Origin of the sequence: Nocardioides sp. GCM10028917 (genome assembly GCF_042666175.1) — a bacterium.
Taxonomy (GTDB): domain Bacteria; phylum Actinomycetota; class Actinomycetes; order Propionibacteriales; family Nocardioidaceae; genus Nocardioides.
On sequence record NZ_JBHTFL010000008.1, the window covers coordinates 345,570 to 369,985 of the forward strand.

The following is a 24,416-nucleotide window of genomic DNA, read 5'->3' on the forward strand; positions in this document are numbered from 1 at the left end:
GCCTAGCCCACGATCTCCAACGCCCGCAGCGCGACGGCGACGTCGAGGCGCAGGTGGGGGTCGGTGGCGACGGGGCCGAGGATCCGCTGCAGCTTGCCGACGCGGTAGCGCATCGTGTTGTAGTGGAAGAACTGGGCGCGAGCCGCCTCGGCCACGTTGAAGTTGGTGTCGAGCAGCACCTGGAGCGTCTCGCGGAGGTCGGCCGCCTCGGGCGTGCGCTCGGCGAGCGGGCCGAGGACGTCGGCGGCGAACGACGTCAGCTCGGAGCTGTCCGGGACGAGGGCGAGCAGCCGGTGGAGGCCGAGCTGGTCGAAGCGGGTCACCGATCCCCCGCCGTGCACCCGGCGCCCGATCTCGACCGCGCGCTGCGCCTGGCGGAACGCCTCGGGCAGCTCGCCGAGACCGTGGGAGACGCGGCTGACCCCGGCCGAGAAGGCGATCCGGCCGCCGCCGCGGTCGCCACGCACGGCGGCGATGATCCGGTCCACGGCGACGTGCGCGTCGGCGGGGTCGGCCGGGTCGACGGGCACCAGCGTCACCACCTCCCGGCTGAAGGCGACCGACGCGATCGTGGCGTCCACCGTCGCCGAGACCTGCCGCCACGCGTGGGCGAAGCGGTCCTGCCAGGCGCGCCGTTCCTCCGGGTCGGGAGCGAGCGAGGCGATCGCGTCGGGGTCGAGCACCGCCACCACGACCATCACCGGGCGGTCCAGGTGCCAGCCGAACGCCTGCGCGTGCTCGGCGACGTACTCGTCCTCGCCGGCCCGGTCGAGGAACACGTCGCGCAGGAAGTCGCCGCGGTACTTGTTCTCCACGGCTGTGATCGCCTCCACGCGCGTCACGAGCAGCGCGGCCACGATCGCGGCCCGCTCGAGCGCCTGCACGTCGGAGGAGTGGATCGTGCCGTCGGGGCGCAGCGCCACCAGCCGCGCGAGGTCGACGCCGGCCGCGACCACCCGGCGCACGAGCGCCTCGCCCTTCCCCACGGCCGTGCCCTCGGGGTCGATGCGCTCGACCCGCACGCGGCCGGTGGGGTCGAGGAGGTCGGCGCCCGCCATCGCCGCCCGCTGCGCCTCGTCGAGGTGCGCGGCGCGCTCGCGGCCGTCGGTCGAGGTGAAGACGACGCCGCAGCCCAACGCGTCACCGACGGCCTCCGCGATCGCGGCGAGGTCGCCGCCCTCGAGCACGATGTGGGTGAGGGCGGTGTGGAGCGCGTCGGCGCGCTCCAGCGCGGCCACGGCCTCCGGGTCGCTTATCAAGTCTTGGCGCACATTCACCCCTTGGTCCGACAAGTTCTCACATTCGCGAGTGTCGCACGAGCCGTTAGCGTCTGGGGAGTGATGTCCGGACCGATCCCCGTCGCGGCGCCGCTGCGGGTGCACGATCGGCTCCGTGCAGCCTCCGACGGCCCACGCCGGGTCGTCCACCGCAGCAGCACCGCCCTGTACGTCGACCTCGACGGCTGGTGCCTCGGCCTCGTGTCGGCGACGGCGACCCGCGTGCCGTGCGCGCTCTGGTCGACGCTGCCCGACCTCGACGCCCTCGACCCGGTCGCCGAGGTGCACCGCGGGGCGCTGGTGGTCGGCGACCTGGCGGTCCGGATCACCCGCCTCGTCGACCCGCGCACGGCCCGCGTGGGACGTCACGAGGAGCCGTCGCCCCGACCGGCGGACGCGACCACGTCCGAGCTCGACGGCCTCGACCTCCCCGCCGACGGCGGCCTCACCCCTGCCCACCTCGACCGCCTCGTCGGGCGCGGGCCCGGCCTGACGCCGCTCGGAGACGACGTGCTGGCCGGGTGGTTCACCGCCCGAGCCGCCCTGGGACGACCCGACGACGTGCTGGCCACGGCCGTACGAGGTCGCTTGCACACCACGACCCTGCTGTCCGCGACGCTGCTCGACTGCGCGATCCGCGGCGAGGCGCTGCCCCAGCTCGCCGACTGGCTCGCCGACCCCACCGACTCCGCCGCGGACGCGCTGCTCGCCGTCGGCGCCACCTCGGGCGCCGGCCTCCTCGCCGGCGCGGGGCTCGCCCTGGCATCGATCGAGGACCACACCACATCCCGGAGGGTTGCATGACCACGCCGACCAAGGACCACGTCGAGCTCCGCAGCGGTGCGTACGCCGACTCGGTGACGCTGCTGCAGGTGAGCCGGGCCGTGCAGGCCACCCCCGGCGTCGTGACCGCGCAGGTCGCGATGGCGACCGGCCTCAACCTCGAGGTGCTCGAGGGGATGGGCTTCGACGTGCCCGGCTCCTCCCCCAACGACATGGTCGTCGCCCTCCGCCTCGACGCCGACGCCGACGTCTCGGCAGCCCTCGCTGCGGTCGACGCGGCGCTCACGCCCGTCCGCCCCACGGGTGGCGACACGACGGTCGCGCCGCCGCGCACCACCGGGAGCGCCCTGCGGCGCGCGGCCACCGGCGCGATCGCGCTCGTCTCGGTGCCCGGCGCCAGCGCCACCGTCGAGGCGATGGACGCGCTCGAGGCCGGCCACGACGTGATGGTCTTCAGCGACAACGTGCCGGTCACCGAGGAGGTCGCCCTCAAGCGGTACGCCGCCTCCCGCGGCGCGCTGGTCATGGGGCCGGACTGCGGCACCGCGGTCGTCGACGGCGTCGGGCTCGGCTTCGCCAACGCGGTCCGTCCCGGACGGATCGGCATCGTCGCTGCCTCCGGCACCGGCTGCCAGCAGCTCCTCGCCCTCCTCCACCACGCCGGCGGGACGGCCGAGGGGGTCGGGGTGCGCCACGCGCTCGGCGTCGGCGGTCGCGACCTGTCGGCAGCCGTCGGCGGGCTCGCGACCCGGGAGGCCCTGCGCCGCCTCGACGCCGACCCCGACGTCGACCTGGTCGTGGTGGTGTCCAAGCCCCCGGCGCCGGAGGTCGCGGAGGCACTCACGAAGGAGACCGGGGCGTTCGACACGCCCGTCGAGCTGGGCCTGCTCGGCCGCGGCCAGCGCGACCTCACCGCGGTCGCCGAGGCCGTGCTGGAGCGGCTCGGCCACACGCCGCCGGAGTGGCCGGTCCACGGCGCCCACAACACCGGTCCCGCGACCGGGCCGCTGCTGCGCGGGCTCTTCGTCGGCGGCACGCTCTGCGACGAGTCGATGCTGATGGCGTCCGCGGCCCTCGGGCCGGTCCGCAGCAACATCCCGCTCTCCGACGACCTCGCGCTGGACCCGGACCCGCACGGTGACCTGCTCGTGGACGACCACACGATGGTCGACTTCGGTGACGACGCGCTCACCCAGGGACGCGCGCACCCCATGATCGACCCGACCCTGCGCAACGAGCAGCTGGCCAGGGCCGCCGCCGACCCAGCGACCGGTGTCATCCTGCTCGACCTCGTGCTCGGCCACGGCGCCGAGCCCGACCCGGCCGCCCTCCTCGCCCCGGCGATCGCGGCCGCCCGCCGGGACCGTCAGGTACCGGTGGTCGTCAGCCTGGTCGGCACCGACCTGGACCCGCAGGGCCTCGACGCCCAGCGCGACGCCCTCGTCGCCGCCGGCGCCGAGGTCCACCTCTCCAACGCGAGCGCCACCCGCCGCGCCATCCAGCTGATCGAAGGAGCGGCCCGATGAGCCAGCCCCCCGTCGTCACCGTCGGCGCCTCCACCCCCGCGGTCGTCACCTGCGGCGCCGACATGTTCGCCGACTCCGTGGCCGGTCAGGCCGTCGACGTCGAGCGCGTCGACTGGCGCCCGCCGATGCCGGGCACCGAGGCAGACCTCGCGACGATCGCCACCGATCCCCGTCGCTCCGACGCCAACCGCCGTGCGGTCGAGGCGATGCTCGGCGTCACCGCCCACCTCGTCGACGTCGCGCCCGCCTCCGAGGTGCTCGGCCTCGAGAAGGGCCAGTTCCTCCACGCCGGCCCGCCCATCGAGTGGGAGCGGACGTCCGGCCCCCTGCGCGGCGCACTCATGGGCGGCGCCGCCCTCGAGGGGCTCGTCGACGACCCCGAGGACGCCGCCGCGCTCTTCGAGGCCGGCAGCTCCGTCAGCCTCGAGCCGTGCCACCACCGCAGCGCCGTCGGCCCGATGGCCGGCGTCGTCACGCCGTCCATGTGGATGTGGGTCCTCGAGGACCGCGCGACCGGGCGCCGGACGTACTGCTCCCTCAACGAGGGGCTCGGCAAGGTGCTGCGCTACGGCGCGTACTCGTCCGAGGTGCTCACCCGGCTGCGCTGGATGGGCGACGTGCTCGGCCCCCTGCTCCAGGTCGCCGTGCGCGGCACCGAGGAGGCGCCCGACGTCACCGGCATCCTCACCCAGATGCTGCAGATGGGCGACGAGGCGCACAACCGCAACCGCGCCGGCACGCTGATGCTGCTGCGCGACCTCTCCCCCGCCATGGTCAGCGGCGGGTCCGACGCCGGTTTCGACAGCAAGGACGTCGCCGACGTCCTGCGCTTCGTCGGCGGCAACGACCACTTCTTCCTCAACCTCGCGATGCCGGCGTGCAAGCTCGCGCTGGACGCCGGTCGCGACGTGCCGGGCTCGACGATGGTCGTGGCCATGGCGCGCAACGGCACCGACTTCGGCATCCAGGTCTCCAACACCGGCGACGAGTGGTTCACCGGACCGGCGCAGGTGGCCGAAGGCCTCTTCCTCGGCGACTACGGCCCCGACGACGCCAACGCCGACATCGGCGACTCCGCCATCACCGAGACCGCCGGCATCGGCGGCTTCGCGATGGCGACCGCCCCGGCGATCGTCCGCCTCGTCGGCGGGACCGTGCCCGACGCGCTCGCCACCACCCGGCGGATGCACGAGATCACCCTGGCGGAGAACCCCCGCTGGTCGGTGCCCGTCCTGGAGTTCATGGGCACGCCCACCGGCATCGATGTCACCAAGGTGTGCCGCACCGGGATCCTGCCGCAGATCAACACCGGCATGGCCGGCAAGGTCGCGGGCGTGGGCCAGGTGGGCGCCGGGCTCGTCACCCCGCCCGCGGAGATCTTCCCGAAGGCCCTCGCCGCGCTCGCTGCAGAGGTCCCGACCACCTGAGCGGTGCGTGAGGGGGGTTCTCGGCCGCCGGATTCCCCCTCAGCCACCGCCCACCCGGGCGTCGGTGTACGACACACCACCCGGCGGTGCGTGAGGGGGGTTCCCGGCCGCCGGACTCCCCCTCAGCCACCGCCCACCCGGGCGTCCACAGCGGCTACGAGCTCAGGGGTCAGGTCAGGCCGGGGAGGCCGGCCGCTCGTTGTAGACGCCGGCCGGCTCCTGACCGGTGAGGCCCCCGATGGCGGCCATGATCCGGTCGGTCAGGTCACGACGGGCGCGGCCGCTCGGCACGCCGTCGTACTCGTCGGCGACGGTGATCGGCTCGCCGACCCGCACGGTGACGTCGACCTTGCCCAGCCGCGGGCGGCTCGCGCCGACCGGCTGGATCTCCTCGGTCCCCAGGAGGCCGACCGGCAGGACCGGGCAGCCGGCGGTGAGGGCGAGGTGCGCCACGCCGGTGCGACCGCGGTAGAGCCGCCCGTCGCGCGAGCGGGTGCCCTCGGGGTAGATGCCGAACGCCTCCCCGCGCCGGAGCACCTCGAGCGCGGTGTCGAGGCTGGCGATCGCCGCCTTGGTGTCGTCGCGGTCGACGGGCAGCATGCCCAGGCCCTCGAACCACGCCCGCGTCAGCGCCCCCTTCACCCCGGTGCCGGTGAAGTAGTCGGACTTGGCGAGGAAGACGACCTTGCGCGGGACGACGACCGGGATGACGACGCTGTCGAAGAAGGACAGGTGGTTGCTCGCCACGATGACGGGTCCGGTGGCGGGCACGTGGTGCAGCCCCTCGACCACGGGGCGCCACACGGCACGGGCGAGCGGGGGGATGACTCCGTGCGCGACCGTGTAGAGCATGGCGGTCATTGTGCCCCGAGGCGCGGCGACCAGAACGCCCGTGTCAGATCCACGGACCCGCTCGGCCGCAACGGGGTGGCCTCCTCGAGGTAGGCCTGCCGGGCCTCCTCGCCGTGCGAGGGCGGCAGGGAGCCGTCCGCGCGGACCACCCGCCACCACGGCACGCCGCCGCCGTGAGCGGCCAGCACCGACCCGACCAGGCGTGGACCGCCCCGCCCGAGCCGCTCACCCACGACGTCGGCGATGGCGCCGTACGTCGTCGCGCGACCGCGCGGGACCGACTCGGCGCACTGCAGCACCAGCTCGGCGTACAGCTCGCGCTCCTCCTCGGTCGTCATGACTGCTCCGGCCGGACCAGGCGGGCGGTGACGACCAGCGGGGCGACCGCTGTCGCGCCGGCGAGGAGCCACAGCCACGACGGGGCCAGACGCGGGTCGAGGCCGCGGACGGCCAGCCAGGTCACCGGGAGCGGCACCAGCGCCAGCCCGGCCCGGGCGAGCCACAGCCGCGCCAGGCGCGGGTCGATCGCGAGCGTCGGGGGGCCGTACGACACCACAGTGGCGACGACGTGCGCGGTGGTGAGCAGCACGCCGACCACCAGCAGCCGCCAGTCCACGACGTCGTGGACCGCCCACCAGCCGGCGACGAGCGCGAGTGGCGCGACCCCGACGGGGTGGTCGGGGAACCACGCCCAGGACGCCGCGGACAGCACGACCCCGGCGACCACCAGTCCGTGCGGCACCTCCGGCAGTGCCAGCGCCAGCGCGGCACACGGCAGCACGAGGAGCAGCGCCCGCAGTACAACCACCGAGGGGACCACGCCGGGACGCAGGAGGCGCATCACGCACGCACCCGCGGCACCTGCGCGCGGCGCGACAGCTGGTGGAGGACGGTGTCGAGGGTGCCCGGTCCGCGCCACGGCACCACGGGCGCACCGAGCGCGGCCAGGCGTCGGAGCCGGTCGTCGCGCTCGATCTTCTGCATCCGCATGGCGAGGCTCGGCAGGGCGAGCCGGTCGGCACCGTCGGGCTCGGTCAGGGCGTCGCCGAGGGTGTCGACGACGACGACCGACGTCCCGCCCCGCTGGAGGCTGGCCGTCGCGGTGACCAGCGGCGTGAACAGCATCGGCGACAGGACGTGGACCACGCTCCCGGACTCGGTGCCGAGGTCGAGGCGCTCCGGCGGGGTGCTGCGTGCGTCGGTGCGGATGCGGGCGAGGGTGCCGAGCAGCCGCTGCAGGTGGCGCGGTCCCGACCCGAGCGGCACCCGCGCGCCGTTGGCGGCGACGACGAGCAGCCCGACCCGGTCACCGGTGCGGACGTGGTGCTCGGCCAGGGCCGCAGCCGCGCGCACGGTGAGGTCGAGCGTGCTGGCGCGACCGTCGATCCCGCCCGAGACGCCGATGTCGCGCAGGGCGTCGACGAGGAGCCACACCCCGGCGTCCTGCTCGGCGCGCGTGGTGACGACGTGCAGCTCGCCGGTCCGCAACGAGACCGGCCAGTTGATCCGCTTGAGCCGGTCGCCGGTGGCGAAGGGTCGGATGCCCTCGAACTCGCTGCCGCTGCCCACCCGACGCGAGCGGTGCCGCCCGACGAGGCCGTCGGGCTGGGGCACCTCGGCCCGGGTGTCGTACGGCGCCGTCCTGGGCAGCACGACCAGGCTGGTCTCGGGGAGGTGCACCGGACCCCAGCGCCAGCCCGCCCACGGGCTGGTGAGCGCGACGCGCTCGGCGCCCACGGCGCGGCGCCCCCACCGACGCGGGCTGAAGTCGATGGTCGGCAGTCCCCGGTCGGCGAGGGAGCCGACCGCGCCGTACGTCGGCGAGGCGGCGACGTGGGCGGCGTGGGCCGCGACCCGGGTGACGTGCTCGACCCCGGCGAGGTCGTCGACGTCGAGGCGGGACGTGGCCCCCTGCCCCTCGTGCAGGCGCCGGTGGTCGAGGCGGGAGGCGACCTGCGGACTCCGGCGCGGACGGCCCGCGAGCCCGGTCGCGGCGAGGACCACGAACGGGGCGCCCAGCACCGCCAGCACCTCCTGGCCCAGCACGATCCCGACGCTCACGCCGCCGAGCCCGAGCAGGCAGGCGCGCACGAGCGCGGGAGTCGGCCGCCACGAGGTCACGGGCGGCCGCCCCGGTGCGCCTCCAGCGTGCGCGGCGTCTCGACCGAGGCCAGCACGGAGTCGACCACCCGCGAGCCGGACGCCTCGGTCATCCAGAGGTCCGGCCTGACCGTGATCCGGTGCGCCAGCACGGCACGGGAGACGACCTTGACGTCCTCCGGGACGACGAAGTCGCGGCCGCGGATCGCCGCCCAGGCCCGGGCGGTCAGCACCAGGCCGAGGCTGCCGCGCGGCGAGGCACCGGTGAGGACGTCGGAGTGGGAGCGCGTCGCGACGGCGAGGTCCACGCAGTAGCGCGCCACGGACTCGTCCACCACCACCCGTTCGACCGCGGCCTGCGCGGCGGCCAGCCCGGCGGCGTCGGTGACCTGGGCGATGTCGACCTCCTCGCGCTGCCGGTCGAGGCGGCGCCGCAGGACGTCGTGCTCCTCGCCGGCGGTGGGGTACCCGAACGCGACGCGCAGCAGGAAGCGGTCCAGCTGCGCCTCGGGCAGCGGGTAGGTGCCCTCGTACTCGACGGGATTGGCGGTGGCCAGGACGTGGAACGGGCTCGGCAGCAGGTGGGTCTTCCCCTCGACCGTGACCTGGCCCTCCTGCATCGCCTCGAGGAGCGCGGCCTGGGTCTTCGGCGGGGTCCGGTTCACCTCGTCGGCGAGCAGCAGGCCGGCGAAGACCGGTCCCGGGCGGAACTCGAACTCCGCCCGGCGCTGGTCGTAGACGTAGGAGCCCGTGAGGTCGGCCGGCAACAGGTCCGGGGTGAACTGCGCCCGGGAGAACTCCAGGCCTAGGGCACCTGCGAAGGATCGCGCCGCCAGCGTCTTGCCCAGGCCCGGGAAGTCCTCGAGCAGCACGTGTCCCTTCGCCAGGATGCCGGCCAGCACCAGCGACAGCACCTCGCGCTTGCCCACGACCGCGCGGGCCACCTCGTCGAGGACGCGCTCGGCGAACCCGGCGACCTGCGCGGGCTCCAGGAGCTGCAGGGGCTCGACCGGATGGGTGCTGGGGTCGACGTCGTTCACGGGACGTCCTCGATTCGGGTCAGGATGCGGTCGATGTCGGCCGGCGCGAGCCGACGGGTGTCGGCGAGCTCGCGCCGGACGGTCTCGCCGAGGCCGGGGTCGCGAGCGCGGGCGAGCGCCACGAGCCGGTGGGCGACGGCGTCGGACGGCTGGTCGGACTGCACGTGGCTGGAGAGGACGCGGAGGTCGGAGGAGGCCTCGTCGACCCGGTCCGTCGGCTGCGGTCCCTGCTCCCACTCCACGGCCGGGACGTCGACCGTGTCGATGACGAGGTACGCCGTCGCCAGCACGACGACCGACCACACGACGTACGGCAGCGGCTGGGGCTCCATGTCCAGCCAGGTCGCGACGACGAAACCGGCCCCGGCCAGCACGACGCCGCGGGCCGCTCGCCCGCGCCAGCGGACGGGGACCCGGATCATGCCCGCGCCCCGAGGCTGCGCCGGATGTCGGCGAGGGCGGCGAGCGCGCGTTCGCGGTGCTCCTCGGTGACCGGGTGGTCGGAGAACCTGGCCTCCCGGTAGAGCTCGGCGAGGCGGTTCACCGAGCCGTTGTCGGCCTCGGCCAGGTCGAGGATGCGCAGGCCGTACTCCGACGACGTCTCGGACGCCCGCCGGGCGACTCCCGCCCGCTCTCCCTGGAGCTCGAAGCGGTGCCAGGCGGCGACGATGCCGTTGCGCGGGTCTCCCTCGCGCAGCAGCGACTCCTGCTCCGTGGCGTCGTCCGTCACCTGCTGCGCCACCCGGGACGGCTCGTCGAGCACGGTGAAAGCGACTGCTGTGCGTTCGTCCTGGCGGAGGCGATAGGCCCGCAGCTCGCGCAGGACGATGGCGACGAGCCACGCCAGGACCGCGAGCCCACTGACGGCGGCCGCCGCCAGCATGAGCCCCGTGAGCACGCCGACCCATTGGGGCGCCGCCGTCTCGGTGGCGTCCCCCTCCGCGCCGCCGCCGAACTCGGGCGGCGGCTCGCAGTAGGGACGATCGGCCAGGTCGTCCGGGATCTCGACGGCCGTCGAGCCGTCAGCGGCCGTGGTCACGGGCAGCGGGATGCACGTCTCCGTCGTGGTGGTGGCCGGTACCGGCCCCGGACCGGTGAACACCTCGTCCGGACCCAGCAGCGTCGCCCAGGCGACCAGCACCATGAACAGCGTCGTCCCGCCCACGGCCAGCACGGCGCGCAGGCCCGGCGACCACTCCCCGAACGCACGCATGGCGCGACCCTAGGTGACGGGGTCGCGCCAGGCGAGGGAGCGCTGGGTGCAGCGGTGTCAGTAGGCCGGCTGGCTCGGGTCGACCTGGCTGACCCACGCCACGACGCCGCCGCCCACGTGCACGGCGTCGCCGTAGCCCGCGCCCTTGACGATGGCGAGCACCTCGGCGGACCGGACGCCCGACTTGCAGTGCAGGACGATCGGCTTGTCGCTGGGCAGGTCGCCGAGGGCGTTGCCGTTGAGGAACTCGCCCTTGGGGATCAGCTTGGCGCCCGGGATGCGGTTGATCTCGAACTCGTTGGGCTCGCGGACGTCGATGAGCTCGAAGTCGCGGGTGCCCTCCTCGCGCTCCTTGAGCATCGCCTCGAGCTGGGTGACCGAGATGGTCGAGCCGGCGGCGGCCTCGGCGGCCTCGTCGGAGACGGCGCCGCAGAAGGCGTCGTAGTCGATGAGACCGGTGACCGTGGGGTGGTCGCCGCAGAGCGCGCAGCTCGGGTCCTTGCGGACCTTGAGCTTGCGCCACTCGAGCTCGAGGGCGTCGTAGATGACGAGCTTGCCGATGGCCGGGTCGCCGATGCCGGTGATCAGCTTGATCGCCTCGTTGACCTGGATCGAGCCGATGCTGGCGCACAGCACGCCGAGCACACCGCCCTCGGCGCAGCTGGGGACCATGCCCGGCGGCGGGGGCTCGGGGTACAGGCAGCGGTAGCAGGGTGCGTCGTCGGCGAGGGTCGGCGCGAACACGGACGCCTGGCCGTCGAAGCGGTAGATCGAGCCCCAGACGTAGGGGATCTTCAGGAAGTAGGCGGCGTCGTTGACCATGTAGCGGGTCGCGAAGTTGTCGGTGCCGTCGACGATGAGGTCGTAGCCCTCGAAGACCTGCAGCACGTTGTCGTTGTCGAGGCGCTCGTTGTGCACGACGACCTCGACGTAGGGGTTGACCTCGGCGATCGACTCCTGGGCGGACTCGGCCTTGGGGCGGCCGATGTCGGACATGCCGTGGATGATCTGGCGCTGCAGGTTCGACTCGTCCACCTCGTCGAACTCCGCGATGCCGAGCGTGCCGACGCCGGCCGCGGCCAGGTAGAGCAGGGCGGGCGAGCCCAGTCCGCCGGCGCCGATGACGAGCACCTTGGCGTTCTTCAGCCGCTTCTGCCCGGCCATGCCCACGTCGGGGATGATCAGGTGGCGGCTGTAGCGGCGCACCTCGTCGGTGCTGAGCTCGGCTGCGGGCTCGACAAGTGCAGGGAACGACACGTCTTCTCCTCGACTCGGGTGTGGGTGCAACAGCACCGACGACTTCCATGTTCCCCGTGGGCCCCCACGCCTCTTCACCGGTCCCGCGATGCGGACGCTGGCCGCCGGGTTCCGACGCCGGAGCATCTTCGGCCCCCGGGGTGTATTCCGAAGATTTTCCTTGCCACGAGCCCCACCCTTGGGGTGGAGTAACCCGCTGGTGGCTCGATGTGACCACTTTCGGGTGGCCCGCACGGGCCACGCACCACCGTCCCCCCGCTCTCGGAACACGGAGAACTCCCTGTGAAGAAGAAGTCCCTCCCCGGCCTCGTGGCCGGAACGGCGTGCCTGGCCCTCGGCCTCGCCGCCCTGCCCGCGGCAGCGGTCCCCTCCGACGGCGCCCCGGCGTCGTCGGACCAGGTCCGCGCCAAGCCCGACAACCGGACGTCCCCGCAGATCAGGAAGCAGGCGCGCCTCAAGGCGAAGGCCCGCGCGATGGTCGAGAACGGCTCCGCCACGGCCCGCACCCTGGCTGACGGCAGCCAGGTCGTCGAGGTCGCCGACGGCGAGTTCGTCGAGCTCGGCGAGACCGGCACCGACAGGATCTGGACGGTCCTGTCGCAGTTCGGCACCCAGGGCTCGAAGAAGCTCGGCCTCACGCCCGGCCCCCTGCACAACGAGATCCCGAAGCCCGACCGCACGAAGGACAACTCCACGACCTGGGAGCCCGACTACGGCAAGGCCTACTACGACGAGCTCTTCAACGGCTCCGGCGAGTCGATGAAGAACTTCTACGAGGCGCAGTCCAACGGCACCTACAGCGTCGACGTGACCACCGAGGACTGGGTCACCGTCCCCGGCAACGCGTCGACGTACGGCGACAACGCGGTCGAGGACGACGGCGGCTCGTGGTCCTTCATCAACGACACCGCTGACTCCTGGGCCACCTCGTCCGGCAAGTCGACCGCCGAGCTCAACGACTACCTGTCGCAGTTCGACGTGTGGGACCGCTACGACTTCGACGAGGACGGCAACTTCGACGAGGCGGACGGCTACATCGACCACTTCCAGGCCGTCCATGCCGGCGAGGGCGAGGAGGCCGGCGCCGACCCCGACGCCATCTGGTCGCACCGCTGGTACGCCTACCCGACCACCGCCGGCGCCGAGGGCCCGACCGTGGCTGGCAAGCCCAACCTCAACGGCGGCGCCCGGATCGGCGACTCCGACTACTTCATCGGCGACTACACCGTCGAGCCCGAGAACGGCGGCCTGGGCGTCTTCGCCCACGAGTACGGCCACGACCTCGGCCTGCCCGACTTCTACGACACCAACGGCGGCGACAACGGCTCGTCCTTCTGGACCACGATGTCGTCCGGCTCGTGGCTCGGTCACGGAGGCGCCGACGAGGGCATCGGCACGCACCCCGGCAGCTTCGGCCCGGAGGAGAAGCTCTTCCTCGGCTGGCTGAAGTACACCGAGGTCAACAAGGGCGCCGGCACCCGGAGCATCACGTTGAGCCCGTCCGAGAAGCAGGTCGAGGGCGCTTACCAGGCCGTCAAGGTCAACCTGCCCACCGCCACGACCACGCAGGCCCAGGTCGACATCCCCGGTGGTGACTACGCCTGGTGGTCCGGTCGCGGCGACGAGCTGCGCAACACGTTGACGCGCGACGTGCCCGCCGCGAGCTCGGTCACCGTGACCGCCGACGCGTGGTACGACATCGAGCAGGGCTACGACTTCCTCTACGCCCAGTACTCCACCGACGGCGGCAGCACCTGGACCACGATCGGTCGCGGCCTCACCGGCACCAAGACGCGCTGGGGCGGCCTCCGCTTCAGCTACAAGGCGGCCGGCCAGGCCACGAAGTTCCGGTTCCGCTACGCCACCGACGGTGGCGTGAACGAGACCGGCGCGTTCCTCGACAACATCACCATCAAGGCCGACCGGACCACCTTCACCGACGACGTCGAGGCCGAGGCCCCCGGCTGGGTGGTCAAGGGCTGGAAGCGCTCGACCGGCACCGAGACGGTGTCCGACAACCGCTACTACCTCATCGAGAACCGCCAGTACGTCGGCTACGACGCCACCCTGGCGCAGGGCCCGTACAACTTCGCCGAGGCGATCACGCGGCCCAACTGGGTGGAGTTCTTCAAGTTCCAGGACGGCATGCTCGTCTGGCTCGTCGACCCCACCGCGCCCGACAACAACACCTCGGAGCACCCGGGCTCCGGCTACGCCCTGCCGGTCGACGCCTCGCCGAACTCGTTCACCTACACCGACGGCACGAGCCCGACCAACCGGCGTGAGCCGTTCGACGCCACCTTCGGCCTCGACGTCATCGACCCGACCTGCCTCCACAAGCAGGTCGCGGCCGACAACGCGGCCGGGTACACCACGCTGGAGACCTGCTCGGGCGGCGTCCCGCAGCAGGCGACCTTCGACGACACGCTCGTGTCGACCTACTACGACGCGGCCGCCAACCCGCAGAACTCGGTGAAGGTCGCCGCGGAGGGTGTCAAGGCCACCGTCAAGAGCGTGGACGGCACCAGCCGCAACATGCTCGTGGACGTCACCTACTGAGGCGTCCACCGACCGCCACGGCGGTCGTCACCTGACCGGTGACTGACACGCGGGGAGGGACTCCGGGACACCGGGGTCCCTCCTCGTACGTGCGCCTGCCGATAGGCTCCACCCTGGCCTACCCGGCAGTACCTTGCGGGCGCGAGGCCACCGCGACCCAGCACCATCCCGGCACCGCCCAGCACCACCCCCAGCACCACCCCCGGCATCAGGAGCACGACGTGACAGCAGGCAGCACCGACACCACGTCCGACGGACTCAGCCCGCGACCGCGCGGCGGCCGGATGCCGCGGCGGGAGCGTCGCGCGCAGCTGCTCGAGTCCGCGCTGGAGGTCTTCGTGGCGCAGGGCTACCACGCTGCCGCGATGGACGACATCGCCGACCGGGCCGGGGTGTCCAAGCCCGTGCTCTACCAGCACTTCCCCGGCAAGCTCGACCTCTACCTCGCACTGCTGGACACCTCGTGCGACCTGATCATCGACAACTGCCGCGAGGCGCTCGCCTCCACCAACGACAACCGGGACCGCGTCGCGGCGACGATGAAGGTGTTCTACAGCTACGTCGCGTCCGAGGAGGGCGCGTTCCGGCTGGTCTTCGAGTCCGACCTGACGAGCGAGCCCGACGTGCGCGAGCGCGTGGACCGGGTCACCACCGAGTGCGCGTCCATGATCGCTGACGTGATCCGCACCGACACGGGCCTGCCCGACGAGGCCTCGGAGCTGCTCGCGGTGTCGCTGGTGGGAATGGCGCAGGTGTCCGCGCGGTTCTGGCTCGCGGGCGGTGGTCAGATCACCCAGGACGACGCGGCCGCCCTGATCGCCGGGCTGGCCTGGCGCGGCATCCGGGGCTACCCGATGACCGACGACCACTGACCCGACCACCCACCCGGCATCATCGAGACGTCACCCAACACCCTGAGCTGAGGAGCAACATCGTGGAGGTCAAGATCGGCGTGCAGCACGCGCAGCGCGAGCTGGTGCTCGACACCGACAGCACGCCCGAGGACATCGAGGCGCGGCTGACCGAGGCGCTGTCCGCCAGCGGCGTGCTGCGCCTGGCCGACACCAAGGGCCGCTCGGTCGTCGTGCCGGCCGACAAGATCGCCTACATCGAGCTGGGGTCGCCGAGCGCCAGCACCGTCGGTTTCCGCTGACGCCTCACCGGAGGGGGTGAGACACCCCATCCTTCCGGGCGGCGTGGTGATTGATCCGGTCCACTTCGGGGAACATGATGAGCACGCCGGCACACACTGTCGGCACTCCCGTCACGAGCTCGTGACAAAGAAAGGTGGCCCATCATGGTCGTAGATCTCATCGTCCTCATCATCATCGGCGCGATCATCGGACTGCTCGGCAAGCTCGTCGCTCCGGGCGACAAGGACAACATCCCGATCTGGCTCACGATCCTGTGCGGCATCGGCGGCGTGCTGCTCGGCTACTGGATCTACTCCCTGTTCGGTGGCGACGGCTCGCGCGGCATCGACTGGGTCCGCTGGATCGTCGCGGTCGTGACCGCGGCCGTCCTGGTCGTGATCGCCTCGACGGTCACCGGCCGCAACACCGGGTCCCGCACGCGGGCCTGACCGGCACGCACCACTGCACGAGGCCCCGCATCCGACGGATGCGGGGCCTCGTCACGTCCTGGGTCGCGTCGGCGGTGCCGGCTCAGGCCTCCAGGCCGAGCCGGGCCATCCGGTCGGTGTGCAGCTCGGTCAGCCGGGTGAACATCCGGCCCAGCGCGGCCAGGTCGAGACCCGGGCGGTCCACTCCCCCGGCCAGCAGCGCGGTGAGGGAGTCACGGTCGCCGGCGACGCGCTGCGCCTGGGTGAGGGCCTCGCCCATCAGCCGCCGCCCCCAGAGCGCCAGCCGGCCGCCGAGCCGGTGGTCCTCGGCGATGCCGGCGCGGACCCGTTCGACGATGAACGCCGTCTGTCCCGAGTCCTGCAACGAGCTGATGATGACCTCGCGGGTCTCGGCGTCGAGGTAGGCGGCGATCTCGCGGTAGAAGTCGGCGGCGAGCCCGTCGCCGACGTAGGCCTTGATCAGGCCCTCGTAGTAGTCGGAGGGCGCGGTGTGCGCGTGGAAGCTGTCGAAGCTCGGCCGGAAGGCCTGCATCGCCTCAGCCGGGTCGGCGCCGAGCTGCTCGAGCCGCTCGACGAGCTTCTGCAGGTGCCCGAACTCGGCGGTGGCCATGGCGCCGATGGCGATCTTGTCGTCGATCCCGGGCGCCATCTTGCCGTCCTCGACGAGGCGCTCGAAGGCCGACAGCTCGCCGTAGGCGATCGCTCCGAGGAGGTCGACTGCGGCGCGGCGGTAGTCCTCGTCGGGCGATTCCGTCATGTTCGCAGCCTAGCGATAGCATCATGGTGACCGAGCCGCCGACGTATCTGCCGGTGGCCGCCTGTATGTGCGCGGTCGGCACTCGCCCACCAAGGGCCTCTCGAGTGGGCTGACCGCATACGTGGGACATCCGACTCAGCAGAGAGCGACACCATCTCGTGACCACCTTCCGTGAACTGGGCGTGCTGCCCGACATCTGCGACGCGCTCGACCGCGCCGGCATCACCACCCCCTTCGCCATCCAGGAGATGACCCTCTCGGTCGCCCTGATGGGCACCGACCTCATCGGCCAGGCCCGCACGGGCACCGGCAAGACCCTCGCCTTCGGCATCCCGGTCCTGCAGCGCAGCGTCGCGCCCAAGGACCCGGCGTACGCCGACATGCCGCAGGGCAAGCCGCAGGCCCTGATCGTCGCGCCGACCCGCGAGCTCGCCCTCCAGGTCTCCAACGACCTGCACCTGGCCAGCAAGGACCTCGGCCTCCGCGTCCTCACCGTCTACGGCGGCGTCGGCTACGACGCCCAGCTCGAGGCGCTCGAGTCCGGTGTCGACATCGTCGTCGGCACGCCGGGCCGGCTCATCGACCTGGCCAACCGTCGCTCGCTCGACCTCTCGCACGTGCACGCGCTCGTCCTCGACGAGGCCGACGAGATGCTCGACCTCGGCTTCCTGCCCGACGTCATCACGCTGATCTCGAAGACGCCCGAGACCCGCCAGACGATGCTGTTCTCGGCGACCATGCCGGCCGCCATCGTCTCGCTGGCCCGCATCCACATGCGGCACCCGATGAACATCCGCGCCGAGTCGTCCTACGACACCACGATGGTCCCGGCCACCGCGCAGTTCATCTACCAGGCCCACGACCTCGACAAGCCGGAGATCATCGGCCGGATCCTGCAGGCCGAGGACGCCGAGAAGATCATCGTCTTCACCCGCACGAAGCGCCAGGCGCAGCGCGTGGCGGACGACCTCGCCGAGCGCGGGTTCCTGGCCTCCCCGCTCCACGGCGACATGGCGCAGGTCGCGCGCGAGAAGGCGCTCGCCAAGTTCCGCGAGGACAAGATCCGCGTCCTGGTCGCCACCGACGTCGCTGCCCGCGGCATCGACGTCCGCGGCGTCTCGCACGTCATCAACTACACGTGCCCCGAGGACGACAAGACCTACGTCCACCGCATCGGTCGCACCGGTCGCGCCGGCGCGACCGGCACCGCGATCACCTTCGTCGACTGGGCCGACCTGCACCGCTGGAAGATGATCAACAAGACGCTCGACCTGCCCTTCGACTCCCCGCAGGAGACCTACTCGACCTCCGAGCATCTCTTCCACGACCAGGGAATCCCGGCCGGCACCAAGGGCCGCATCGTCGACCCCGCCCCCGTCGAGAAGAAGGAGCGCGCGCCGCGCGAGCGTCGTCCCGGCTCCGGCTCGGGTTCGGGCTCGGGTCGCAGCGGCTCGGACGCCACGTCCTCGGAGAAGTCCGGCGACGCACCCCGCCGCCGCAACCGCAACCGCCGCCGCACGCGCGGTGGCGAGTCGGTCGAGGCTCCCAAGGCCTGACCTCCGGCCCTCCGGGTCACCTCGCGCGAGCGGGCTTCTTCGCCACCTTCTTCTTGGGGCGGGAGGCCCGCTCGACGAGGTTCTGGGCGACCTCGCGGTAGGCGTTGGCGCCCTTGCTGCTGCGACTCGTGGCGAGGATGGACCGGCCGGCGGCCGGGGCCTCGGCGAACTTGATCGTCTTGGGGATCGGCGGCTCGACGACCTCGAGGTCGTAGGTCTCGCTGATCGTCTCCAGCACCGTGCGGGAGTGGTTGGTGCGGCCGTCGTAGAGCGTCGGGAGCACGCCCCAGACCTCGAGGCCGCGGTTGGTGAAGCGGCGCACGTCGTGCACGGTGTCGAGCAGCTGCCCCACACCGCGGTGCGACAGCGTCTCGCACTGCAGCGGCACGAGCACGCCGTCGGCGGCGGTGAGCGCGGCGACCGTCAGCACGCCGAGCGAGGGCGGGCAGTCGAGCAGCACCCAGTCGTACGGCCCCTCCTCGGAGTCCTCCAGGTCCTCGGCCAGCTGCTCCAGCGCGCCCTTGATGACGTGCTCCCGCCCCGTGCGGGTGAGGAGGTCGGCCTCGGCGCGGGCGAGCTCGATCGTGGCCGGCAGGACGTCGACGCCCTCCTCGGTCTCGAGGATCACCTCGATCGGGTCGACGCCCTGGGTCAGGACGTGGTGCACCGAGATCTCGAGGTCCTCGGGGTCGATGCCGAGGGAGAAGGTCAGGCAGGCCTGGGGGTCGAGGTCGACCAGCAGCACGCGGTGCCCGAGCTCGGCCAGCGCGGCGCCGATCGAGGCGACGGACGTGGTCTTGGCGACCCCGCCCTTCTGGTTGGCGACGGCCAGCGTGACGGGGGCCGCTCCCCGGCTCTTGGTGCTCATTGCCGGCAATTGTGCCGGACGGGCTCGCGGCCGGTGGGGCGGTCCTGAAATGCTGGTGCCATGAGCACCTCCCTGATCACCGGCGCGACCGCCGGCATCGGCCACGAGTACGCCGTCCAGCTCGCCGCCCGCGGCGACGACCTCGTCCTCGTCGCCCGCGACTCCGCCCGTCTCGAGGAGGTGGCCGAGGAGCTGCGCCGCACCCACCAGGTCCGGGTGGAGGTGCTCGTCGCCGACCTCACCGACCGTCAGCAGCTCGCCACGGTCGAGGTCCGGCTCGCCGACCGCGACCGACCGGTGGACCTGCTGGTCAACAACGCCGGCTTCGGCCTGAAGAAGCGGTTCCTGGACAACACCGCCGACGACGAGACCGCGATGCTGGAGGTCCTCGTCACCGCCGTGCTGCGGCTGAGCCACGCCGCCCTCGGTGCGATGGCCGAGCGCGGCCACGGCGGCATCATCAACGTCTCCAGCGTCGCCGCCTTCCTCCCCCGCGGGACCTACTCCGCTGCCAAGGCATGGGTCAACAGCTTCAGCGAGTGGGCGCACCTGGAGTACGCCGCCCGCGGGGTCACCGTCATGGCGCTGTGCCCCGGCTTCACCAAGACCGAGTTCCACGAGCGGATGCAGGTCAAGCGCGGCGAGGGCTTCATGTGGCTCGACGTCGACTTCCTGGTCCGCGAGTCGCTCAAGGACTTCGACAAGGGCCGCACCTACTCGATCCCCGGCATGCAGTACAAGGCGATCCGGGTGCTCACCACTGCGATCCCCAACCGCGTGCTCCGGCTCACGCAGAGCATGGGCCGCCGGTGACGGTGCGCATCGCACCGGCTCGGGTCGCCGACGCCGAGCAGCTGGCCGACCTCCACCTCGACGTCTGGGAGGAGGCGTACGCCGACCTCATGCCGGCGGCGGTGTTCACCGAGCGGCGTGCGCGCCGCGACGAGCGGGTGGCGAGCTGGAGCGGCATCATCGCCAACGGCTCGAGCGACAACCTGCTGGCCTGGTCGCCCGGGGGTCGGCTGGTGGGCTTCTCCAGCACCGGCGCCGGCCGCGACCCCCATGACGGTCTCCCTCCGCTCGAGCTGATGGCGCTCTACGTGCGCGCGTCGTCGTACGGCACCGGGGTCGGGCACGCCCTCCTCCAGGCGGCGCTCGGCGACTCCCCCGCCTACCTCTGGGTCCTCGACGGCAACGTCCGGGCGATCGGCTTCTACGAGCGCCACGGCTTCGCCTTCGACGGCGCGACGAAGCCCGAGGACGTCGGGCTCGAGCGGCGCATGGTGCGTGGTCCGACGGTGGGTTGACCACCGCGGCGCGGTGGACGCCGTGCCCGCCCGTCGCGGCGCGAAAGAACTGCGGCCGCGCGACCGATCGGCGGTGCCGCAGCCGTCGTCCGGCCGCAGTTCTTGCGGGCGGGGTGGCAGACACTGACGGTCGTACCTCTGGCGCGACAATGCGCAGGCCCGGGGAAGGTTGGACGACCTGGCTGGGCATCACACCTAGGCCCGCCCCGGCACCACCAGCCCGTGCTCGTAGCAGAGCACCACAGCCTGGACCCTGCTGGTGATGCCGAGCTTGGCGAACACGTGGTTGACGTGCGACTTCACCGTCGCCCGCGAGACGAACAGCTCGGCCGCCACCTCGTCGTTGGACCGGCCGCGGCCGACCAGCACGAGGACCTCCCGCTCGCGCTCGGTCAGACCTGCGACGAGGTCGTCGGCGCGGCCCGGGGACGGCCCGGCGAGGTGGTGCTCGATGAGGCGCCGCACGAGCGAGGGCGACAGGAGCGCCTCCCCCTGCGCCACGACCTCGATCCCCTCGACGATGCGGTCGAGGGGCGTGCTCTTGAGCAAGAAGCCGGCGGCGCCGTGCCGTAGGGCCGCATGGACAAGGTCGTCAAGGTCGTACGTCGTCAGCACGAGGACCCGCGTGGGGATCTCCTCCTCGACGATCCTGCGGGTGGCCTCGATCCCGTCCATGATCGGCATCCGGATGTCCATCAGGCACACGTCGGGTCGCACCCGCCGCACGAGGTCGACGCCGGCCTGCCCGTCCGGCGCCTCGCCGAGCACCTCCACCCCGCGCGACTCGAGCATGACCCGCAGGCCCATCCGGATCATCTCCTGGTCGTCCACCAGCACGACGCTCGTCATGCCGGCTCGCCCAGCGGCATCCGGACGTCCACCACGAAGCCGCCCTCGTCGGTCGGTCGTGCGGTGAAGGAGCCGCCGAAGACCGCGACCCGCTCCCGCATGCCGATCAGGCCCTGCCCGCCGGCTGGGAGCCTCGGAGCGCCACCGGAGGTGCTCTCCAGCACGACGTCGACCCGGTCGGCACGGCGTCGGTAGCTGACACCGACATGCGCACCGGGGGTGTGCTTGAGGGCGTTGGTCAGCCCTTCCTCCACGATCCGGTAGAGCGACAGGTCCAGCCCGGCTGGCAGCCCTTCGGTGCTGCCGTCCATGTGCAGGCGGACGTCGAGCCCCGAGCCGCGGAAGCCGTCGACGAGCCGCGGGATGTCCGAGGCGGAGGGCTGGGGCGCAACGTCGGTCTCCTCCTCCTCGCGCAAGAGCCCGAGCATGCGACCGGTCTCTCCCAGGGCCGAGCGCCCCGAACGCTGGATCTCGTCGAGCGACCGCGCCACCCCCTCGTCGTCGCGACCGAGCAGCTCCCGCGCCGCTCCCGCCTGGACCACCATGACGCTGACCGAGTGGGCGATCACGTCGTGGAGCTCGCGGGCGATGCGGCGTCTCTCGTCGGCGACGGCCCGCTCGGCGACGTGCCGCTGCTCCTCGACCAGACGCCGCGCCTGGACCGCGAGGAGGGCGCTCTGCTCCGCGTGGGTGCGCACCATGCGGCCGAAGAACCAGGGCACGAACGTCAGCGAGGCCACCCACAGCACATCGGCGAGCGGCACCGCGAGAGCTGTCTCCTGCCAGTGGACCGTCAGGTCCACCACCACCACCGCAACGGCCCCTCGCCACCAGGTCGGTACGTGGCGGCCGAGGGCGAAGCAGCCCGCGAAGAGGATCAGCAGCGGCGATGTCAGCGCGTCCTCGGGGATGCCGAAGAGCTGGGTCATCACCACCCCCATCGCTGCCAGCGTCGCGAACACCAGCGGAACCTGTCGGCGCCCGACGAGCAGGAGGCACGGGACGACGACCGATGCGATCCCCGCCGCGCGTGGCAGCCCGTCGACGGTGAAGACCTCCGCCACGCCGAGCAGTGCCAGCGCGGCCGGCACCATCCAGTCGCCGCGGGTGATCACGGGGTGCGTCCCCTCCATGGCCGGAGGTTACGCCGATCCGAGCCGGTCGAGGATCAACCCGGAGGTGGAGAAGCGCTGGCCCGCGGGCCGATGCCGCGGCCCGCTCCCGTCCCTAGCGTCGGAGCACACACACGACCAGGGGGTCCTTGGCATGAACCGTCCCGAGCTCTCCGACACCACTGTTCGACGCTGCGGCCTCGCCGCCGTCGTCCTCGCCCTCGCCAGCATCCCGCTGGCACCGCTCAACGCGCTCGCCCGCATGCAGACCGAGAGCGGTCGCAGCGATCTCGAGAACCCGCAGGCGTCCTGGTGGGCGCAGCCCTCCATGGACGCCCTGCAACCCTGGCTGCTCGACTTCGCCGACGTGGACATCGTCTACGTCACGTACGGCAAGTTCTACCTCTTCGCCGTGGTGGCCGTTCTCGCCTGCGTCCTGGCGGCGTGGAGCCGGCGCCCGGAGGAGCTCCAGTGGGCCGAGCGGTGGGGCTGGCGCCTCACCGTCGTCGGGTACGCCGTGATGTGCGTCGGCCACGTGGTGGCGTACTGGCTGCTGTGGGTCGAGGGCGGGTTCGCCGTCATCCTCTTCGCGATGCTCATCGGGATCTTCGGCAACGTCCTGCTGGGCTACGGCCTGCTCCGCGCCGGCTTCCGTCCGCGCGTGGCGGCCTGGGTGGTCCTGCTGGACCTGCCGCTCAGCCTGGTCCTGGTGGAGATGTCGACCATGGCCATGAGCATGTGGCCGATGATGCTGGCCTGGGGCCTGGTCGGGTGGTCGCTGTGGCGTGCCCCGTCACCTCGGACGACGACCGCTCACTCCCCCGCGGTGGCCGCCCGGCCGTGACGACCGTGTCGATGTGACGCGGCGCGCGAAGAACTGCGGCCGCCCGACCGATCGGCGGTGCCGCAGCTGTCGTCCGGCCGCAGTTCTTGCGGGGGCAGGGTGGCCGGACGCGGTCGGGCGGCTCAGGCGTCAGCGGCCGCGGGACCGAGCGTGTCGATCCAGGCCTCCAGGTCACGCGGGCGGCGGAAGAGGAGCACCGGCGGCCCGTCGGGCGAGGCGGCCCAGGCACGCATGCGGGAGCGCTTGCGGGCGAAGGACCGGAAGTGCCACACGATGATCGAGTCGCGCGCGACGATGTTGCGCCAGGTCTCGACGTTGCCGTTGCAGCGGGGTTCCTTCGAGATCGCACCCGACACCGTCCTCCGCACCAGCCGGCCGAGCGAGAGCCAGCGTGGGTAGTCGAGCCCGACCACCAGGTCGGTGTGCGGGAGCACCAGGTCGAGCCAGGCGCCGTACGCCGAGTCGAGCAGCCACCGCTCCCCCGCGACGACCTCGCCGATGAGCTCCCGCTGGACCTCGCCGTCGACCGGCACCCAGCCGGGGAGCCACGTCAGCTCGTCGACCAGTGTCGCCGGGCGCCCGGTGCGGGCGCCGATCGCCAGCGCAGCGGTCGACTTGCCGCTCCCCGTGACGCCGTAGACGAGGACGCGGCCGGGCAGCTCAGCCACGGAGCGGGTTGCCGGCCAGGGAGATCAGCCGCTCGTACTGCTCGGGGTCGGTCGTGTTGACGCCCAGGTCGTGGTCGACCTTGCCGAGGCCGTGGTGGTCGCTGCTCCCGGTGACGACGAGGTCGAGGTCGGCGGCGATGGCGCGCAGCTCGGCCCGGTCCGCCTCCGAGTGGTCCTGGTGGTCGACCTCGATGCCTGCCAGCCCGAGGTCCTTCAGCGTGGCGAGCGTGTCGGCGGACAGCACGGACCGGCTGCCCCGCCCCCAGGGGTGCGCGACGACCGCGACGCCCCCGGCCGCGGCGACGAGGGGGATCATCACCTCGAGGGCGGACGCGTAGCGGTTGACGTAGCCGGGATGCCCCGGGCTCAGCAGCGTCGCGAACGCCTCGGTGCGGTCTCGGACCACACCGAGCCGTGCGAGCGCGTCGGCCACGTGCGGGCGCCCCGCCGCGACCGACCCGCCCGACTCACGGCGTACGTCGTCCTCGGTGATGTCGATGCCGTGCGCGCGGAGGGCCGCGACGATGGCCGGCGTCCGAGCGGTGCGGCCCTCCAGGATCCGGTCGAGCTCCAGCACCAGCGCCGGGTCCGTCGGGTCGGGCAGGTAGCCCAGGAGGTGCACGCCCCGGTGGCCGAAGCGCGTGCTGATCTCCAGGCCCGGCACCAGCGTGATGCCGACCTCGTCGGCCACCTCCCGCGCCTCCGCCCATCCGGACATCGCGTCGTGGTCGGTCAGCGCGACGACGTCCAGGCCCGCGGCCGCGGCCTCGCGCACCAGGTCTCCTGGCGTGTCGGTGCCGTCACTCGCCGAGGAGTGGGTGTGGAGGTCGATCCGCACG

General features: G+C 72.6%; 25 protein-coding genes and 1 pseudogene. 11 read left to right on the top strand and 15 right to left on the bottom strand.

The genetic code is table 11. From position 1 onward, the window contains the following. Nucleotides 1-2: 2 nt before the first annotated feature. Nucleotides 3-1,259, bottom strand: a complete 1,257-nt coding sequence (locus tag ACFQW6_RS18160; protein ID WP_378548609.1) for a PucR family transcriptional regulator — start codon at nucleotides 1,257-1,259, stop codon at nucleotides 3-5. An 81-nt stretch (nucleotides 1,260-1,340) separates the two neighbouring features. Between ACFQW6_RS18160 and ACFQW6_RS18165 the strand changes: the two genes are divergently transcribed. From ACFQW6_RS18165 to ACFQW6_RS18175, 3 genes are read left to right on the top strand one after another with little or no spacing between them, the layout of a single operon-like run. Then, nucleotides 1,341-2,081 carry a DUF2877 domain-containing protein gene (locus tag ACFQW6_RS18165; protein ID WP_378548612.1) on the top strand — a complete coding sequence of 247 codons (741 nt, stop codon included), beginning with the start codon at nucleotides 1,341-1,343 and terminating at the stop codon, nucleotides 2,079-2,081. Continuing rightward, nucleotides 2,078-3,586, top strand: coding sequence for an FdrA family protein (locus ACFQW6_RS18170; RefSeq protein ID WP_378548616.1), 1,509 nt, complete (start codon nucleotides 2,078-2,080; stop codon nucleotides 3,584-3,586). Before ACFQW6_RS18165 ends, ACFQW6_RS18170 begins: the two co-directional genes overlap by 4 nt. Then, nucleotides 3,583-5,013, top strand: coding sequence for a DUF1116 domain-containing protein (locus tag ACFQW6_RS18175; protein WP_378548618.1), 1,431 nt, complete (start codon nucleotides 3,583-3,585; stop codon nucleotides 5,011-5,013). Before ACFQW6_RS18170 ends, ACFQW6_RS18175 begins: the two co-directional genes overlap by 4 nt. Nucleotides 5,014-5,187: 174 nt before the next feature. Here the strand turns inward: ACFQW6_RS18175 and ACFQW6_RS18180 are convergent, their stop codons facing one another. From ACFQW6_RS18180 to moeZ, 8 genes are read right to left on the bottom strand one after another with little or no spacing between them, the layout of a single operon-like run. Continuing rightward, a complete protein-coding gene (locus ACFQW6_RS18180) occupies nucleotides 5,188-5,865 on the bottom strand; it encodes a lysophospholipid acyltransferase family protein (protein ID WP_378548620.1) in 678 nt (225 codons plus the stop codon). A 5-nt stretch (nucleotides 5,866-5,870) separates the two neighbouring features. Continuing rightward, entirely contained in the window at nucleotides 5,871-6,203 is a 333-nt protein-coding gene (locus tag ACFQW6_RS18185; protein ID WP_378548622.1) for an MGMT family protein, read from the bottom strand. After that, nucleotides 6,200-6,709, bottom strand: coding sequence for a hypothetical protein (locus ACFQW6_RS18190; RefSeq protein WP_378548624.1), 510 nt, complete (start codon nucleotides 6,707-6,709; stop codon nucleotides 6,200-6,202). Before ACFQW6_RS18190 ends, ACFQW6_RS18185 begins: the two co-directional genes overlap by 4 nt. Further along, on the bottom strand, nucleotides 6,706-7,986 hold the full coding sequence (locus ACFQW6_RS18195; RefSeq protein ID WP_378548626.1) for a DUF58 domain-containing protein: 1,281 nt from the start codon (nucleotides 7,984-7,986) through the stop codon (nucleotides 6,706-6,708). The genes ACFQW6_RS18190 and ACFQW6_RS18195 overlap by 4 nt, the downstream gene beginning before the upstream one ends. Beyond that, the gene (locus ACFQW6_RS18200; protein WP_378548628.1) at nucleotides 7,983-9,005 is read right to left on the bottom strand and encodes an AAA family ATPase; all 1,023 of its coding nucleotides are present in this window, start codon (nucleotides 9,003-9,005) and stop codon (nucleotides 7,983-7,985) included. The genes ACFQW6_RS18195 and ACFQW6_RS18200 overlap by 4 nt, the downstream gene beginning before the upstream one ends. Next, nucleotides 9,002-9,427, bottom strand: a complete 426-nt coding sequence (locus ACFQW6_RS18205) for a hypothetical protein (protein WP_378548629.1) — start codon at nucleotides 9,425-9,427, stop codon at nucleotides 9,002-9,004. The genes ACFQW6_RS18200 and ACFQW6_RS18205 overlap by 4 nt, the downstream gene beginning before the upstream one ends. Further along, the gene (locus ACFQW6_RS18210; RefSeq protein WP_378548631.1) at nucleotides 9,424-10,218 is read right to left on the bottom strand and encodes a DUF4129 domain-containing protein; all 795 of its coding nucleotides are present in this window, start codon (nucleotides 10,216-10,218) and stop codon (nucleotides 9,424-9,426) included. Before ACFQW6_RS18210 ends, ACFQW6_RS18205 begins: the two co-directional genes overlap by 4 nt. A gap of 57 nt (nucleotides 10,219-10,275) precedes the next feature. After that, nucleotides 10,276-11,475: an adenylyltransferase/sulfurtransferase MoeZ gene (gene moeZ / locus ACFQW6_RS18215; protein WP_378548633.1), complete on the bottom strand. Its 1,200-nt coding sequence runs from the start codon at nucleotides 11,473-11,475 to the stop codon at nucleotides 10,276-10,278. Between the two features lie 282 nt (nucleotides 11,476-11,757). Between moeZ and ACFQW6_RS18220 the strand changes: the two genes are divergently transcribed. The 4 genes from ACFQW6_RS18220 (at nucleotide 11,758) to ACFQW6_RS18235 (ending at nucleotide 15,616) form a co-directional block, all read left to right on the top strand. Next, entirely contained in the window at nucleotides 11,758-14,034 is a 2,277-nt protein-coding gene (locus ACFQW6_RS18220) for an immune inhibitor A domain-containing protein (protein WP_378548635.1), read from the top strand. 284 nt (nucleotides 14,035-14,318) lie between these two features. After that, nucleotides 14,319-14,906 (top strand): TetR/AcrR family transcriptional regulator, encoded by a 588-nt coding sequence (locus ACFQW6_RS18225; protein ID WP_378549190.1) that lies wholly within the window; start codon nucleotides 14,319-14,321, stop codon nucleotides 14,904-14,906. 62 nt (nucleotides 14,907-14,968) lie between these two features. Then, nucleotides 14,969-15,187 carry a DUF3107 domain-containing protein gene (locus ACFQW6_RS18230; protein WP_378548637.1) on the top strand — a complete coding sequence of 73 codons (219 nt, stop codon included), beginning with the start codon at nucleotides 14,969-14,971 and terminating at the stop codon, nucleotides 15,185-15,187. A gap of 144 nt (nucleotides 15,188-15,331) precedes the next feature. Then, a complete protein-coding gene (locus ACFQW6_RS18235) occupies nucleotides 15,332-15,616 on the top strand; it encodes a GlsB/YeaQ/YmgE family stress response membrane protein (RefSeq protein ID WP_378548639.1) in 285 nt (94 codons plus the stop codon). 82 nt (nucleotides 15,617-15,698) lie between these two features. Here ACFQW6_RS18235 and ACFQW6_RS18240 read toward each other — a convergent pair whose 3' ends face one another. Next, a complete protein-coding gene (locus tag ACFQW6_RS18240; protein ID WP_378548641.1) occupies nucleotides 15,699-16,373 on the bottom strand; it encodes a ferritin-like fold-containing protein in 675 nt (224 codons plus the stop codon). 248 nt (nucleotides 16,374-16,621) lie between these two features. On the opposite strand from ACFQW6_RS18240, the pseudogene ACFQW6_RS18245 reads away from it, so the two are divergent. Beyond that, a pseudogene (locus tag ACFQW6_RS18245) lies at nucleotides 16,622-17,899 on the top strand (DEAD/DEAH box helicase); the annotation flags it as partial. Between the two features lie 46 nt (nucleotides 17,900-17,945). Here ACFQW6_RS18245 and ACFQW6_RS18250 read toward each other — a convergent pair. After that, nucleotides 17,946-18,797: a ParA family protein gene (locus tag ACFQW6_RS18250; protein ID WP_378548643.1), complete on the bottom strand. Its 852-nt coding sequence runs from the start codon at nucleotides 18,795-18,797 to the stop codon at nucleotides 17,946-17,948. Between the two features lie 60 nt (nucleotides 18,798-18,857). Between ACFQW6_RS18250 and ACFQW6_RS18255 the strand changes: the two genes are divergently transcribed. Beyond that, nucleotides 18,858-19,610: an SDR family NAD(P)-dependent oxidoreductase gene (locus ACFQW6_RS18255; protein ID WP_378548645.1), complete on the top strand. Its 753-nt coding sequence runs from the start codon at nucleotides 18,858-18,860 to the stop codon at nucleotides 19,608-19,610. After that, complete coding sequence (locus tag ACFQW6_RS18260; protein ID WP_378548647.1) at nucleotides 19,607-20,104, top strand: GNAT family N-acetyltransferase; 498 nt, start codon at nucleotides 19,607-19,609, stop codon at nucleotides 20,102-20,104. The genes ACFQW6_RS18255 and ACFQW6_RS18260 overlap by 4 nt, the downstream gene beginning before the upstream one ends. Nucleotides 20,105-20,299: 195 nt before the next feature. On the opposite strand, the gene ACFQW6_RS18265 is transcribed toward ACFQW6_RS18260, so the two are convergent. Further along, a complete protein-coding gene (locus tag ACFQW6_RS18265) occupies nucleotides 20,300-20,953 on the bottom strand; it encodes a response regulator (RefSeq protein ID WP_378548649.1) in 654 nt (217 codons plus the stop codon). Then, entirely contained in the window at nucleotides 20,950-22,086 is a 1,137-nt protein-coding gene (locus ACFQW6_RS18270; RefSeq protein WP_378548651.1) for a sensor histidine kinase, read from the bottom strand. The genes ACFQW6_RS18265 and ACFQW6_RS18270 overlap by 4 nt, the downstream gene beginning before the upstream one ends. Nucleotides 22,087-22,219: 133 nt before the next feature. Here ACFQW6_RS18270 and ACFQW6_RS18275 point away from each other — a divergent pair, with 133 nt between their 5' ends. Then, on the top strand, nucleotides 22,220-22,909 hold the full coding sequence (locus tag ACFQW6_RS18275) for a hypothetical protein (protein WP_378548653.1): 690 nt from the start codon (nucleotides 22,220-22,222) through the stop codon (nucleotides 22,907-22,909). A 122-nt stretch (nucleotides 22,910-23,031) separates the two neighbouring features. On the opposite strand, the gene ACFQW6_RS18280 is transcribed toward ACFQW6_RS18275, so the two are convergent. Together ACFQW6_RS18280 and ACFQW6_RS18285 are read right to left on the bottom strand one after the other, a co-directional pair. Continuing rightward, complete coding sequence (locus tag ACFQW6_RS18280; protein ID WP_378548655.1) at nucleotides 23,032-23,577, bottom strand: adenylate kinase; 546 nt, start codon at nucleotides 23,575-23,577, stop codon at nucleotides 23,032-23,034. Next, the gene (locus ACFQW6_RS18285; RefSeq protein ID WP_378548658.1) at nucleotides 23,570-24,415 is read right to left on the bottom strand and encodes a PHP domain-containing protein; all 846 of its coding nucleotides are present in this window, start codon (nucleotides 24,413-24,415) and stop codon (nucleotides 23,570-23,572) included. Before ACFQW6_RS18285 ends, ACFQW6_RS18280 begins: the two co-directional genes overlap by 8 nt. Between the last annotated feature and the right edge of the window lies 1 nt (nucleotide 24,416).